The sequence below is a fragment of the Rhizobium sp. YJ-22 genome (genome assembly GCF_029601685.1).
In the GTDB taxonomy this organism is placed as follows: domain Bacteria; phylum Pseudomonadota; class Alphaproteobacteria; order Rhizobiales; family Rhizobiaceae; genus Metarhizobium.
This window is the reverse complement of sequence record NZ_JARRIR010000030.1, coordinates 1-14,872: the sequence shown is the minus strand read 5'-3', so window position 1 is coordinate 14,872 and position 14,872 is coordinate 1. Positions and strand designations below refer to the sequence as shown.

The following is a 14,872-nucleotide window of genomic DNA, read 5'->3' as shown; positions in this document are numbered from 1 at the left end:
GCGGCCTCGCAGTCCCCTCACGCGTTGCGGAGCGATGCCACGATCTTGTCTTTTAACATCAGCCGCTGGCGGCGCAGATCGGCCTCGGCTGCTTCGGAAATGGCGTCGAGACGTGTCTCGGACCGATGAATCTTGTCGTTCACCGCGTCATATTCCGTCAAAACATGCGCAAACTCCGGGCTTTTCGCCTTCAGGGCATGAATGGCGTCCATCTGGTCTGGGAATTCGTCGCCAAGAGTGTGAGGTGTATTCGACAAGGTTCTTTCTCCTTTTCTGCAATTTCGCCCCGGCGTCAGGGCTTTTCGACGCGCGCGACCTGATAGGTGACAAACGCGCCTTCCCGCCCGACCGAGATGTATTCGCCAAGACGGAAGCACTCCTCGCCCAGGCGGAAACCGATCTCGTCGTCCCGATCACCCGGCTCGTAATCGAAATACCACTGCCCGCCGGGCTTGCGCCGCAACAGCCCGATGCGGGCCGTCTTACCGTCCCGAAAATATCGGACGCGACAGGCGTCGCGAGATTTCTTCCATTCCAGCGGATCAAGGAATCCTTCGTGGTTGAGCGGAACCAGAAGATCATAGCCTTCTTCCCGATCTCCCTCCGGATGGTCTTTGCCGCGAGCGAGAACCAACCGCACGTGGTGGAAACTTGAGGGTAGTTCTTGTGCCTTGACCACGATCCGATCCTTCATTTCCCCCCCTGATACACCATTGGCAAAGGAACGTTCTTGATCTGGCGCAAGTGAGACGAGGCATGTGTTATCCGATGCCGGCGACTATCCGGAACGGTCGAGATGGGCCTGCGTCAGGATGACCGCGCCGATCGCCGCAGGATGAACCGGAAGCTTCTCCCAGTTAAGCTCGCGCAGGTTCTTGAGCCCCTGGAACAGCCCGCAGTCGATAAGGATGCGGTGGCGCGCCGAGCGATGTCAAAGTCAGCATCGGTGTCCCTTTGCGGTTTTTAGGACAGGGAAGGTCCGGCTGCCGCCCAATCAGCACTGGGTCCAATCATGGTGTGGTGGGCGAGGTCGCCCGCGATCCGGACGTGCTGCCCGTTTGATCCTGGAACTCATATTGACGAGAATGGTGGAGATAGCCGTCGGTGGCGCGGATTCGGTCCGACAGGAGGCGTAGGCCATTCAGCACGACCAGAACGGTGCCGCCTTCGTGCCCGATCACCGCGAGCGGAAGCGGCAGGTCGAAGAACAGGCCGCCGGTCACAAGTACCAGCATGGCGCCGATCGCGAGGACGAGATTCTGTCGGATGATGACGGCCGTCCGCCGTGCAAGCCGGTGCGCATCGGCCAGCTTCTTCATGTCTTCCGACAGCAGGGCGACGTCGGCGGCCTGCAGTGCGACGTCCGACCCCGCCGCGCCCATGGCGATGCCGACGTCGGCGCGAGCCAATGCGGCGGCATCGTTGACGCCATCGCCGACGAAAGCGACCTTGCCATCACGCGCGAGGTCGCCGACCTGGAGCACCTTGTCCTGCGGCAGCATCTCGGCATGAACCTCGCCGGGCGCAAGGCCAAGTTCCGTACCGATGCGCAAGGCCACCGGCCTGCGGTCGCCGGTCATCATCACGATGCGGTTGACGCCACCGGCGCGAAGCGCGGCCAGCGCCGGGGCTGAGCTGGCTCTTGCTTCGTCCGCAACACTGACCGCCCCCAGAACGGTCGCACCGCGCCCAAGATAGACCACGGTCTGAGAACTGTCGGCGAGTTCACGGAACGCCGGATCATCGACGGAGGCGCCCATGTCCTCGACGAGGTGAGCGTTGCCGGCCCATATCGGGCCGAAGGAATCGTAGCCGACGATGCCGGCGCTCGGATGCGACGTAACGTCCACGACCGCCACCGGCTCAACGCCATGAACCAGGGCCTCACGACGGATGGCGGCAGCGATGTGATGCTCGGAATGCGCTTCCAGCCCGGCAAGGAGCGAAAGGAAACGGCGATCCTCACCATCCAGGGCGACAATGCGCGTGACCTCTGCACGTCCATTGGTCAGGGTCCCGGTCTTGTCGAACGCGAAGGTATCGACAGCGGCGAGCGTTTCGAGCGCACCGCCCCCCTTGAACAGCACGCCGCCTCGCGCCGCGGCGGAGAGCGCCGACAGGATCGCTGCCGGGACTGAGATGACGATCGCGCAGGGACTGGCGGCGACCAGGAGTGTCGCGGCCTTGTAGAGGGCCTGTTCCCAGTCGCGGCCAAGCCAATAGAAGACCGCAAGGGCCAGAGCGGAGCCCAGCAGGACACCGACCGTATAACGCTGGCCGAACCACGCGCTGAAGCGCTCGGACGGCGCCTTCGCTTCCTGCGCCTCGGTGACGAGCTGGATCATGCGCGCGATCGTGCTGTCGCCGACCGTCCTGGTGACGGTCACGTCAAGGACCCCGTCAAGATTGACGGTCGCCTCGAAAACCTGCTCGCCCGGTTCCTTGGAGACCGGCATCGACTCACCGGTGATATTGGCTTCGTCGATTCCGCCACGGCCATGCAGGATCACACCGTCGGTCGGCACGCGTGCGCCCGGACGCAGCACCACCACATCGCCGACGGCAAGCTCCGCAGCAGGAACCTCCACCGTGGTCCCGTCCTCTCCTTTGCGGAAAGCCGTCTCCGGCCGGAGCGCCATGAGCGCCTCAACAGCCCTGCGCGCGCGTCCCAATGCCTGGTGCTCAAGCGTGGTCGACACGCTGAACAACGTCAGCAACACCGCGCCTTCGAACGGCGCCCCGACGATCGCCGCCGCCACGGCCGCGACGACCATCAGAAGATCGATGTCGAGGATATGATCGCGCCACAACGCCGTCAGGGCGCTCCAGGTGGCGGGAAGCCCTCCGGCCAAATAGACCATCGCCAGACCGGGAGATCTTAGAATGGAAAGGCCTTCCGCCGGCGGCCAGGTCCCGGCGACGGCCAGCATCATCCCGAGGACCGCAATTGCCGACATGACGGTCTGGAAATCGAGCGACAGACGTTTCATCGTCACACCGCCCGGCCGATCACGGAGCCGATCAATGCGGTCGAGGCCATCGCGACAGCGCCCCAGAACACCACCCGGATAGTCGGTTTCCAGATGCTGGCGCCGCCCGCCCGTGCCCCGATTGCGCCGAGGATGGCAAGACCGATGAGGCAAGCAAGGGACACGGTCCATGCAGCCGTTCCGGCCGGCGCAAGCAGGGCGACGATCAACGGCAAAGCCGCACCCGCCGCAAACGTGACCGCCGAGGTCAGCGCAGCTTGAACCGGTCTTGCCATCACATGGCTCGCCAATCCGAGTTCATCCCGCGCATGGGCTTCGAAGGCATCCTTCGCCATCATCTGTTCGGCGACCTGCCGGGCCAGCTCTGGGGCCACGCCGCGCTGCTCGTAGATTGCCGCGAGTTCGGCCAACTCGGCCCCCGGCTGCGTCGCCAGCTCGTGCCGTTCCCGCGCCATGTCGGCTTCCTCGGTATCCGCCTGCGAACTGACCGACACATATTCGCCCGCCGCCATCGACATCGCCCCGGCCACCAGACCGGCAACACCGGCAACAAGGATCTCATGCGAGGCGTTGGTCGCCGCGGCGACACCGACGATCAGGCTCGACGTCGAGATCAACCCGTCATTGGCACCCAGTACAGCCGCCCGAAGCCAGCCTATCCGTTCGATGAGATGATTTTCCTTGTGAAGGGCGCGCATGAATGGTGCTCCGAGCAGTGATTGTGTGTGCAGCGGGATGATGCTGCGTCGACGCAACCTCATTCCGTGATGGAAGGAAAACGCAGAAAAATGTTCAGTTTAGAATTATTCTAACTAAAGGACTAATTCAAGATACAACCGGCCTTTGGAACCTCACTCGCCAACCACACGGTCTACGGCCATTGGGCGATCACCGGATCCCGGCAGGTCTGCGATCAAGACCAAGATCGCTCGCCCGCCGGACGACCCGGTGTCACCCACAGATAGACAGCTTCGAGGCTAAGCCTACTCGCAAGGCAACCATCGCTAGTCCAATTCCGTCTCCGGCGACGTACCGATGGTACTGCCATCGCCGAAGCGCTTGACGCTGCCATCGACGACCTCGAGCGTTGCGGGATCGATCTTCACCTTGAGGACGTTCCCGCTGGTGTCAGTGACCCGAACTTCGTAGCAGCCATCGTCGATCTTCATCTTGTCGATGGTCCATCCGAAGTCGCCCGCAAGCTTCCCGAGAGCTTCGAAGGATTGCCTCTTCTGAGGCGGAACGTCGCACGCCTCTCCAGCAAACGCAGCCGTTGCCGGAAGCACCGCGAGCAATGCAAGCACTGCCAATGTCTTTCTCATGATTTCTTCTCCTGGGCTGTGTTGTCGATGGAGGAAATCATGCACAGAGGGACTGACGGGCTACTGAAGATCGGCAGAAATTGCCGTCAGCTTCCGGTCAGCAAACACCGCCATCGTTGCAGCGGAAAGATAATCGTTCTCACGGGCCCGTTTCGAAGCCGCGCCCTTCGCCTGCTTCTTCGTGGGTGACCCCGTCGCGGATGTGGTAGATGCGCCTGAAGGTGGGGATGATCTTTTCGTCGTGCGTGACGACGATGATCGCCGTTCCGAATTTCACGGCCATGTCGTTGAGGATCCGGATCACGGTCAACGCGCGCACACTGTCGAGCGGGGCGGTCGGCTCGTCGGCAAGAATGACAGGCGGCCGGTTGACCAATCCGCGCGCGATGGCAACGCGCTGTTGCTCGCCGCCGGAGAGCTGCGATGGCATCGCATCGGCTCGGTGCTCGACATCGAGTGCTTTTAGAAGCTCTCGCGCGCGTTGGCGTGATTCATGATTTGGGATGCCGGCAAGCATGGGAAGCAGGGCGACATTGTCGGTCACGTCCAAAAAGGGAATGAGGTAAGGCGCCTGGAAGACAAAACCGATCTTGTCGCGCCTCAACGCACGCAGATCGCGGATCTTCCATCCATCGTCATAGATCAGCTCGTCACCAAGGGTCATCCGCCCACCGCTCGGGTCGATGACCGCCCCCAGAGCTTTGAGTAAGGTACTCTTCCCAGAACCCGACGGTCCAATCAAACCGACGACCTCGCCGGGCGCGACCCGCATATTGACGTCTTTGAGGGCATCGACGGCGGTGGAGCCGCTGCCATATCGCTTGCGGATTTTCTCGATCAGTATCCCGCCGCCCATCTCAGCCACCGATCGCCTCGGCGGGGTCGACCTTCAACGCCATCCGGATCGCGACGATGCTGGCGAGCGCGCATATGGCGATGACAACGATAACGCCGATGATCGTATCGGCGGAAAGAAGAAGGACGAATTTCGGAAACAACGGCGCTGCAAAGGTCGCCGTGATCTTGCCAACGACGAAGCCGATCAGCCCGAGCACGATTGCCTGCTGCAGGATCATGGATGCGATCGTGCGATTGCGGGTACCGATCAGCTTCAGCACAGCGATCTCGCGTATCTTGTCCATTGTCAGTGTGTAGATGATGAAGGCGACGATCGCTGCGCTGACAACGGCCAGGATCGCGAGGAACATGCCGATCTGCTTGGCCGAGGTGGCGATCAGCTTACCGACCAGAATCTCCTCCATCTGCGGGCGGGTGTAGACCGTCAGTCGCTTCCACCTCGCGATGTCTGTCGCGATCCGGTCCTGGTCGTATCCCGGTTTGGTGCGCACCAGAACGGCGTTTACATAAGGGTTGCTGTTTTGCGAGGCGATGATGGCGTCCAGCAAGCCGGGAACGCCCGGCCGATTGAACTCGGGATTCTCGCTAGTGCGCCGGCGCTGACGGACAATGGAGTCGTTGTCCTTGAGGAATTGCGCTTCCTGCGCGTCCTTCAGCGGGATGAAGACCATCGGGTCGCCGCCCGACGACACCGTCCGTCGCGTCAAACCCACAACGGTAAAATGGTTCCTTCGGACAACGATCCTGTCTCCCAGAGAAAAACCAGTGGCGACATCGGCAACCGCCTCGTAGTGGCTGCGCGTGATGTGCCGCCCGGCGACAAGGAAGGGCGGTCGGCCAGGTGTCGCCATGTCCCCTGGCGCAACGCCCACCACCATGGATCGCACGTCGGAGGTTCCTTTGCGGACCTGCATTGTAAGATAAGTCACGTTGGCGGCTCGCTCGACACCGGGGATCGCCAGGATCATGCGGTAAATGTCATCGTTGATGCTCGAGGACTCGGCGTATGGACCGAGCGTGTTCTGCTGGACAACCCACATATCGGCGCCACTATTGTCGAGTAGCACCTTGCCGTCATCGACCATCCCCCGATAGACGCCTGCCATGGTGAAGGTCACACCGATCAGCAGACCCAGACCGACACCCGTGAAGACAAACTTCCCCCAGGAATGCAAAATGTCGCGTCCGGCAAGACTGATCATTTGAGGAGCTCCGCCGGATTGTCAGCGACACGAATGCGGCTCGTGCTGAGCAATTTCGAGGCGCTGTAGACGACAATCTCGTCGCCAATTTTCAGACCCTTCGTGATCTGCACGGTTCCTTCCAGGTCGGCAGCCCCCAGTTGGACAACCGTAAACCGGATCTTCCCACCTTCGATCTTCCAGACACCCAACTTGCCGCCGAGGTTCTGGACCGCGGCATTCGGAATGGTCGGCGAGGCGGCGATCTCGGGCAGGGCGACCGATACTTCGGCCAACTCGCCAATTGAGGGCAGCGGCACGGGAAGCGTGTCGAAGTTCACCTTTGCAAGATTTTCTTCCGTCACCGCATCCGCAAGGACTTCCACCCGCGCAACGCTTCCCGGTAATCCCTCGCCGGCGCGTGAGCGCAGCGCGATCGTGGCGGGCAAATCCTGCCGCAAGCCCGTGGCGGCAATCTGATCGAACCTGGCATTGATCCAGAGATTTCTTGGATCAATCATTTCCACGACCGATTGGCCTGCGACCACGGTCGTTCCCGGTTCTGCTTTTCTTGCGGAAACGACACCGTCTACCGGCGCAAGCAGAACCAGGTTCTCCCGCTGCTTGACCAGACCGTCACGGTCGGCGCGGTTACGATGGAGATCCTGCTGCGAAGCGAGAAGATTGGACTGAGCGGCCGAGAGAGCGGCCTGCGCCACCTCGCTCTCTTGCCGCTTCGTTTCGACTGCGACCTCACTCACGGCGCGGGTCTTCCAGAGTTCTTCATACCGCTTCGCCTGAGCAAGTGCGTAATCCTTGCGCGTCCTGGTATCGACCACCTGCGCTTCGGCGACTTTGATCGACGCTTCCGCTCGGCCGATCGCCGCTTCAAGTGCCGCGATGCGGGCATCAAGGTCTACCGGGTCCATTTCGGCCAGGGTCTGGCCGGATCGAACCTGATCACCCACATCAACAAGAATCCTGCCGATACGTCCCGCGCTGGTGGGGCCGATCTTGTAGGAGAAACGCGCTTCGACAGTGCCAATGCCGAACAACGCCGGTGAAATCGAACGGGCCTCGACGACGGCAGTCGTAACGGACACCGGCGCGAGAGGGCCGGAGCGCAGGACCACATAGCCAAACAAGGCCGCGGTCACAGCTCCAACGCCAATGAGCAACAGTGTGCGGCGCTGCAATGAAGGCAGTTTCATCGACCTGCCTCCAGGCAAATCTGCGTCATTGAATGATCTGCGATGGGGGTGACGCGCCTCGCTGACGTCGTCTTGATCGAGCGAACGGGAGATTTCGTCGCCGAGGAATGCCGATCGATCATCTCGGCACCTCGACAGCGCGCCGATACAACGCAAAAACACCTGGGGCGATTGCACGTATCTGCGCAACATCGCCAACTAGCAGGGATTGCATGACAAGACCCTGGATCGCCCCGATGAAGAGCGCTACGGCGGCCTTGTCATCCAGCGTGTCGGCGAATTCACCCTGCTCCTTGCCGTCCGCGATGAGCCGCCCGAGACGCTCGCCGTAGCGTTGGATCAAAGTATGCGCCATTCGCTTGGCAAGGGTCTGCTCCGCGCGCTGCAGTTCGCCGAACAGCATCCTGGGCACACCGGGATGTTCCATGATGAACTCGATATGCGCGAAGAATGCCGCTTCCAGTGCGTCAATCGGAGAGGACGTCGCGGACGTGGCCTTGTCGATGCGCGCCAGAAGGCGCTCCGCTACCCACTCCATAACCGCCTGAAGAATGGCGTCCTTCGATGGGAAGTGCCTGAACAGGGCGCCTTGTGTCACGCCCATGCGCTGCGCGATCGCTCCAGTCGTAATGTCCGCAGGGTTTTGTTCGGCCGCCAGATCGATGACGGTCTCGACAGTCACCCTGCGTCGTTCCGGAGCTGAGAGGTTGGTCGAGCGTGGCATCGGCAACTACTCCAAAGATAGTAATTGCTCACTATCTTACAATTTGCACCATTTTTCAAGAGGCTATGCAAGCGCCAATCATTTCAGCGCCACGTAGATCGCCGGAATGACGAGCACCGTGAGCAGCGTCGAAGAGACGAGACCGAACAGCAGCGCGATGGCGAGCCCCTGGAAAATCGGGTCGGTCAGGATCACGCCTGCGCCGATCATCGCGGCGAGCGCGGTCAGAAGGATCGGCTTGAAGCGGACGGAGCCGGCCTCAAGCAGTACATCGACCATTGGCCTGCCCTGCCCCCCGGAATGGCGGATGAAATCCACCAGCAGGATCGAATTGCGCACGATGATGCCAGCAAGCGCGATGAATCCGATCATCGAGGTTGCCGTGAACGGCGCCGCGAACAGCCAGTGCCCGAGCATGATGCCGATGAAGGTGAGCGGGATCGGCGTCAGGATGACCAGCGGAAGCTTGAACGAGCCGAACTGCGCGACCACGAGGATGTAGATGCCGAGGATCGCCACCATGAACGCCGCCCCCATGTCGCGGAAGGTGACCCATGTCACTTCCCACTCACCATCCCACAGCAGAGTCGGACGGGTTTCGTCATCAGGCTGACCGTGGAGCGCGATCACCGGCTTCGGAACATTGCCCCAATCTGCCTTGGAAATCGCATCGTTCACGGCGAGCATGCCGTAGATCGGCGCTTCGTAAGCGCCGGCAAGCTCGGCCATGACCATCTCCGCCGCTCGGCCATTGTGTCGGAAGACAGGATACGATGCCGGCTGCTCGGAGACCGACACGACGTCGCCGAGCTCGACGACACCACGTCCGCCCGGCAGCGCGTTGGCCGGGACCGGCGTGGTAAGGGCGCGTTCGCCAATGACCTTCTCGCCCTTCGGCAGGGCGATGCGGATCGGGATCGGCTGACGGCCGCCGCCACGATGCGAATAGCCGACCGTGGCGCCGCCATAGAGATAACGCAACGTGTCGTAGACGTCGGACTGCTCGACCCGATAATATTCGAGATTGTCCTGGTCGATCGCGACACGCATACGCTGCGGCTGATTGTGGTAGCTGTCGTCGACGTCGACGATGAAAGGCACGCTCTTGAAGGCCTCGCGCACCTTTCCGGCGACGGCGCGGCGCGTCTCGGCGTCCGGTCCGTATATCTCAGCCAGCAGCGTCCCCAGCACAGGCGGGCCAGGCGGCGGTTCCACCACTTTCACCACGGTGCCTTGCGGCAACGCAAGGCCCTCGATGCGCTTGCGAATATCAAGGGCGATCGCATGGCTCGCGCGGCCGCGCGCGCCTTTGGGCAGAAGGTTGACGACGATGTCGCCCTGCTGCGGTTCGGCGCGCAGGTAGTAGTGCCGCACCAGTCCGTTGAAGTCGAAGGGCGACGCTGTTCCGGCATAGGTCTGGAAGGATACGATCTCCGGCATGTCGCCCAGCCGCTCCACCATTTGCTGCAATGCCCGGTCCGTATCCTCGACCGAAGAGCCCTTGGGCAGGTCGACGATTACTTGAAGGTTGGTCTTGTTGTCGAAGGGCAGCAGCTTGACGGTGACGTGCTTGGTGTAGAGAAGGCCAAGCGACGCGATCGTGGCCATGCCGACGACCAGCAGGAACGCCCAGGCTCGGGCGCGGCTCCGCAGGACAGGCCGCGCGACCATCGCATAGATTCTGCCGAGACGCCCTCCATCGGCCGCGGCATGGGCGTGTCCGCCCACTGCCTCCTTCCGGCCGAGCTTCATCATCAGCCAGGGCGTAAGGATCACCGCGACGAAGAAAGAGAACAGCATCGCCGCCGAGGCGTTCGCCGGGATCGGGCTCATATAGGGTCCCATCATCCCCGACACGAACAGCATCGGAAGGAGTGCAGCCACGACGGTCAGCGTGGCGACGATGGTCGGGTTGCCAACCTCGGCAACGGCGTCGATAGCGGCCGCGCTGCGCGATCGGCCGTCCTGCATGGCCCAGTGGCGGGCGATGTTCTCGATGACGACGATGGCGTCGTCGACCAGGATGCCGATCGAGAAGATCAGGGCGAACAGGCTGACACGGTTCAGCGTATAGCCCATGAGCCAGGACGCGAAGAGCGTGAGCAGGATGGTGATCGGAATGACGACCGCGACCACCATTGCCTCGCGCAGGCCGATGGCAATGGCGACCAGGAGGACGATCGAGACGGTTGCGAGCCCAAGATGGAACAGAAGCTCGTTCGCCTTCTCGTTGGCGGTCTCGCCGTAATCGCGCGTGACCGTCATCTCGACATCCTTCGGAAAGATCTGGCCGCGGGTCTGCTCCAAACGCTTTACGATATCGTCGGCAATGACCACGGCATTGGTGCCTGGCCTCTTGGCAATCGCAAGAGAAACCGCCGGAACCCTTTGCAGCCCATCTGCTGTCGAACGGACATCGGTGACACGGGCCTCCGCCGGCGAGGTGGCAAGGACCGTTTTTGCGACATCGCGCACATAGACGGGCCTGCCGTCGCGCGCGGTGAGAAGGATGTTGCCGATCTCGGAGAGCTCCTGCAGCGTCTGCCCGGCAACAATCGCGCGCTGCTGGCCGCCTTCGCGCACCGTGCCGACGCGGAAGGAACGGTTTGCCCCCTCGATCTTGGCGGCGAGTTGCTGAAGGGTGATGCCATAGAGCGAGAGCTTTTCCGGATCTGGCTCGACCTCGAACTGCTCGGGCTGCTCGCCAACGATGTAGGTGAGGCCGATATCAGGCAGCTTGGCGACCTCGACCTGCAGCTCGCGCGCCAGCCTTGTCAGCCCGTTGGCGGTCCAGTGCCCGGCGCTCTCCTGTGTTGGCCGCAGCGTAACGACGACGATCGCCACATCGTCGATCCCGCGTCCTACGATCAGCGGATCGGGAATGCCGACGGGGATGCGGTCCATGTTCGCCCGGACCTTCTCATGCACCCGCAGGATCGCGGCATCGGCATTGGTGCCGACCTTGAACCGCGCCGTGACGAGCGCACCATCATCCTCGGTCTGGGAATAGACGTGTTCGACGCCGTCGATCGCTTTGACGATGGTCTCGAGCGGTTCGGTTACGAGCTTGACCGCATCCTCGGTCTTCAAGCCGTTCGCCTGTACGCGGATATCGACCATCGGCACCGAGATCTGCGGCTCCTCCTCGCGCGGCAAGGATACCAGTGCAACCAGCCCCAGGACGAAGGCGGCCAGCAAGAAGAGCGGCGTCAGCGGCGAGCCGATGAAGGCACGGGTCAAGCCACCGGCCAGACCGAGATTAAGTCTTGGCGGCGTCATGGCAGCACGATCCGATCGCCGTCATGAAGGCCGGTGAGGATTTCGATGCGGGGCTGGCCGTTATCTTCGAAACGCTCGCCGATGATGACAGCCACATCGATCGCGCCCCCTATTCCAGCGACACGTACATAGTCGATCCCATGCAGCGTCCGCACCGCTTCCGGCGGCACAGCAAGCACGGAGCGCTTGCCCACCGGGATCGATACGAGGGTCCTCTCATTGACGAAATAATCGCCGATGCCGGCGACCTCGACATCGGCGGTGACACGTCCATCGACGATTTCTGGGTAGACCTTGACGATCCGACCCGGAAGCCTCGTTTCGGATTGATCCGGCGACCGTTTCAGGCCGCGCTCGCCGACTGTGACATTTGCTCCCTGCACGATATCGGCCGCATGGCGCTCTGGCAGAGAAAGACGCAGATAGTAGGGGCCGGGCGCAATGCGTGCGATCTCCTCGCCCGGCAGGACGACCGAGCCGAGCGTCACGGGCACGGTCAGGACACGGCCTGCGGCGGGCGCGACAACGGTGCCTTCCCGGGTGCTTTGCTCGATAACGGTCTTGTCGGCCCGAGCCGCCACCACCTGATTGGTCGCCACCTCGAACTGCATTCTGGCCTGATCGAGGCTGGCTTGCGTACCGGCGCCGCTTGCCCTCAATTGCTGCGCCCGCTCGAGTTGCAATTTGGTATTGTCGAGTTGGGAACTGAGAGCATCGATTTTGGCCTGAGCGGCGTCGAGCTGGAGCGCCAGCTTGTCATCGACGATGACGGCGATGGCGTCGCCTTCTTTGACTTCGTCACCCTGGCTGACGCGAAGTTCGCGCACCGAGCCGCCGGTGCGAACCCGAGCCGGCAGGACGATACGGCTTTCGACTTGTCCGAACACGGCCTTCATGTTCGGAACAGTCGTCGTTTTCACGATGAAGTCGGCTGCGTATGCGCCATGGCTCGTAAAAGCCAAGAGCAGGGCGAGCATGGCCGCGCGAGGGTAAGGGGTCGGACGATACATGAAGGGATTGCTTCCAAAGAAGACCGGCGTTCCACGCGACGGTCGCGAAAAAGAACACCTGACTGTTATTTGAACGCGACACCCGCCGGACAGCCGAGCTTCCTGAACAGGATCGCCGCAGGGCAAAACCCGGTGAGCGACGATTGGATCAGATTGAAACCGACAAAGACGTTCAGCAGATACCACCAGGGCGAGACATAAAAGCCGAGTGCCAGGGACAGCAGGACCATGCAGCCGGCAAACATCAATACGGCGCGATCGATCGTCATTTCGAATACTCCAGTGTTTGAACCGAGGGGCAGGACCTACTCGGTGATTTCGATTCGGATATCCTTCAATTTCCCGACGCCCAGCATGTTGAGCACGAGATTTTCGTAGAACGTGTCGGCCTTGCCCTGCCGCACCTTGAGCAGGAAGTATTTCTCAAACCCGATCTTGGCGGCATGGACCCATTTGCCGCGTGACGCCCAGTTCACGTTGCGCGGGGGAATTTGCGGCTGCGCGACGAAGGCAATGCCATCATCGCCAAAATCGGCGAGACAGACCGCGTTCCAGGTCGCGACGGCCCTTGGCTCCTCACCCTTCAGCAGAGCGGCAATATTTTCGGCCGTCGCTGTCACCATGGATTCGATCATGAAGCCGGTCTTCGGCACGCCGACCGCGAGCGGGCTCTTGCCGACCGGCGGAATGGCAACGCAGACCCCGATGCCGAAGACATTCGGGAAAGCCGGATTGCGCTGGTGCTTGTCTATGACGACGAAACCGCGCGGATTGGTCAGCCCTTCTATACCAGCGATCGCCGGCACACCGCGGAAGGCCGGCAGCATCATCGAGAAGGCGAAGGGCAGTTCGTGGGTTGCCTTGACGGTGCCATCGTCGTGGACCTCTTCGGCGATCAGCTTGCCAGGCTCGACCGTCGTCGTCCGGGCATTGGTGATCCACTTGATATGACGTTCGCGCAAGGCGCTTTCGAGCAGCCCCTTGGTGTCGCCAACGCCATCAAGCCCGAGATGGCCGATATAGGGCTCGGGCGTGACGAAGGTTATCGGAACCTGATCCCGCACCCGCGCATTGCGCAGCGCCGTGTCGAGGATGAAGGCATACTCGTAGGCCGGACCGTAGCAGGAGGCGCCTTGCACAGCTCCAACGACGATGGGACCGGGCCGTTTCACCAGTGCGTCGAATGCGGTCTTCGCTTGGGTCGCATGGCCGATCTGGCAGATGGATTGGGTATGAGCATCGGGTCCCAGGCCCGGCACCTCATCGAAGGCAAGGGCGGGGCCGGTAGCAATGATCAGGAAGTCATAATCGAGAAGGGAGCCGTCATTGAGTTCGACGCGGTTTTGCGCGGGCTGGACCCGACGTGCTCCCTCGGGCCTGAGTGCGATTCCATGCTGCTTCAGAACGGGAACGAGATCGACGGTTATGTCCTGCGGCTGCCGCCAGCCAACCGCGACCCATGGATTGGAAGGAACGAAGGAATAGCTGGAGCCGAGATTGACGACGGTCAGGCGATCTTCACGCCGGAGCTTGCGTTTCATCTCATAGGCCATGATGATTCCACCGAGGCCTGCGCCGAGAATGACAATATGAGTCATGGCTTTCGCTCCGCTGTTTCTATGATGGGTCTGCCCACTTCTGGTTGCCGGAGGCCATTCAATTCAGACGCTTCCAGGCTTTATGGCTTGCATCTAACATTCAAAGGTTTTAAATTCAAGAGTATGAATGTAGAGGAAATGATACCGGCCGCCGAAAAGGCCGCCGAATTGATGCGCAGTCTGTCGCACCCCCAGCGGCTGCTCGTTCTGTGCGCGCTGGTCGATGGTGAACGATCGGTCGCCGAACTGCGACAAGGACTGGCAATCGAACAAGTGCCGATGTCGCAACAACTTATGCGGTTGAGAGCGGACGGGCTGGTCGAGGCGCGGCGCGAGGGAACGACTGTCTATTACTCGATTGTCCGACCGGAAATCCTGACTGTCGTGCAGGCTTTGCACGACGCGTTCTGCCCGCCGAACAGAGGCAAGTAGCCGCGAAACGGTCGTGCGAATGGAGGAAATGATGGTGGAGCAGCGAACGGCAACCCAGTTCGAGAAAAGCGATCCCGGCACGCCGGATCGACCATCCTTCCTTCCAGACCTTCGACGCATTTGCCTTGCGCTGCCGAACAAGGATGAAGCTGCGGCTTTCCTGAAACTACTCGCAAACGACAAGCGCTTGAGAGGTGGCTCGGTTTGTCTGAACAGCTTCGGGCGTTTCGCTAAGTGGATTTCCGCCTCGATTATGCCGCCACCATC

At 61.6% G+C, this 14,872-nt stretch carries 14 protein-coding genes and 1 pseudogene; 2 read left to right on the top strand and 13 right to left on the bottom strand.

The genetic code is table 11. The features are described from left to right. Positions 1-17: 17 nt before the first annotated feature. The 13 genes from P7F60_RS29610 to P7F60_RS29550 all read right to left on the bottom strand — a co-directional run bounded on the left by P7F60_RS29610 (position 18) and on the right by P7F60_RS29550 (position 14,173). Positions 18-257 carry a DUF465 domain-containing protein gene (locus tag P7F60_RS29610; protein WP_023513018.1) on the bottom strand — a complete coding sequence of 80 codons (240 nt, stop codon included), beginning with the start codon at positions 255-257 and terminating at the stop codon, positions 18-20. 35 nt (positions 258-292) lie between these two features. Then, a complete protein-coding gene (locus P7F60_RS29605) occupies positions 293-694 on the bottom strand; it encodes a hypothetical protein (protein WP_023513019.1) in 402 nt (133 codons plus the stop codon). Positions 695-1,010: 316 nt separating this feature from the next. Continuing rightward, positions 1,011-2,990 carry a cation-translocating P-type ATPase gene (locus tag P7F60_RS29600; RefSeq protein ID WP_023513020.1) on the bottom strand — a complete coding sequence of 660 codons (1,980 nt, stop codon included), beginning with the start codon at positions 2,988-2,990 and terminating at the stop codon, positions 1,011-1,013. Between the two features lie 2 nt (positions 2,991-2,992). Further along, on the bottom strand, positions 2,993-3,688 hold the full coding sequence (locus tag P7F60_RS29595; protein WP_277921106.1) for a VIT family protein: 696 nt from the start codon (positions 3,686-3,688) through the stop codon (positions 2,993-2,995). Positions 3,689-3,994: 306 nt separating this feature from the next. Next, positions 3,995-4,312 carry a PepSY domain-containing protein gene (locus P7F60_RS29590; protein WP_277921105.1) on the bottom strand — a complete coding sequence of 106 codons (318 nt, stop codon included), beginning with the start codon at positions 4,310-4,312 and terminating at the stop codon, positions 3,995-3,997. 139 nt (positions 4,313-4,451) lie between these two features. After that, entirely contained in the window at positions 4,452-5,168 is a 717-nt protein-coding gene (locus tag P7F60_RS29585; protein ID WP_024271190.1) for an ABC transporter ATP-binding protein, read from the bottom strand. Position 5,169: 1 nt separating this feature from the next. Beyond that, positions 5,170-6,372 (bottom strand): ABC transporter permease, encoded by a 1,203-nt coding sequence (locus P7F60_RS29580; protein WP_023513024.1) that lies wholly within the window; start codon positions 6,370-6,372, stop codon positions 5,170-5,172. Next, entirely contained in the window at positions 6,369-7,562 is a 1,194-nt protein-coding gene (locus tag P7F60_RS29575; RefSeq protein WP_277921104.1) for an efflux RND transporter periplasmic adaptor subunit, read from the bottom strand. The genes P7F60_RS29580 and P7F60_RS29575 overlap by 4 nt, the downstream gene beginning before the upstream one ends. Before the next feature lie 118 nt (positions 7,563-7,680). Next, positions 7,681-8,286 (bottom strand): TetR/AcrR family transcriptional regulator, encoded by a 606-nt coding sequence (locus P7F60_RS29570; RefSeq protein WP_023513026.1) that lies wholly within the window; start codon positions 8,284-8,286, stop codon positions 7,681-7,683. 78 nt (positions 8,287-8,364) lie between these two features. Continuing rightward, positions 8,365-11,565 carry an efflux RND transporter permease subunit gene (locus P7F60_RS29565; protein WP_277921103.1) on the bottom strand — a complete coding sequence of 1,067 codons (3,201 nt, stop codon included), beginning with the start codon at positions 11,563-11,565 and terminating at the stop codon, positions 8,365-8,367. Beyond that, positions 11,562-12,575 carry an efflux RND transporter periplasmic adaptor subunit gene (locus P7F60_RS29560; RefSeq protein WP_347276909.1) on the bottom strand — a complete coding sequence of 338 codons (1,014 nt, stop codon included), beginning with the start codon at positions 12,573-12,575 and terminating at the stop codon, positions 11,562-11,564. Before P7F60_RS29560 ends, P7F60_RS29565 begins: the two co-directional genes overlap by 4 nt. Before the next feature lie 65 nt (positions 12,576-12,640). Further along, on the bottom strand, positions 12,641-12,844 hold the full coding sequence (locus P7F60_RS29555; protein WP_050746441.1) for a DUF2892 domain-containing protein: 204 nt from the start codon (positions 12,842-12,844) through the stop codon (positions 12,641-12,643). A 36-nt stretch (positions 12,845-12,880) separates the two neighbouring features. Then, positions 12,881-14,173 carry an FAD-dependent oxidoreductase gene (locus P7F60_RS29550; protein ID WP_277921102.1) on the bottom strand — a complete coding sequence of 431 codons (1,293 nt, stop codon included), beginning with the start codon at positions 14,171-14,173 and terminating at the stop codon, positions 12,881-12,883. Here P7F60_RS29550 and P7F60_RS29545 point away from each other — a divergent pair. Both P7F60_RS29545 and P7F60_RS29540 read left to right on the top strand, forming a co-directional pair. Beyond that, on the top strand, positions 14,165-14,605 hold the full coding sequence (locus P7F60_RS29545) for a metalloregulator ArsR/SmtB family transcription factor (protein WP_324256103.1): 441 nt from the start codon (positions 14,165-14,167) through the stop codon (positions 14,603-14,605). The two genes, P7F60_RS29550 and P7F60_RS29545, sit on opposite strands and share 9 nt — an antisense overlap. Positions 14,606-14,624: 19 nt before the next feature. Further along, positions 14,625-14,872: pseudogene (locus P7F60_RS29540) on the top strand (hypothetical protein); the annotation flags it as partial.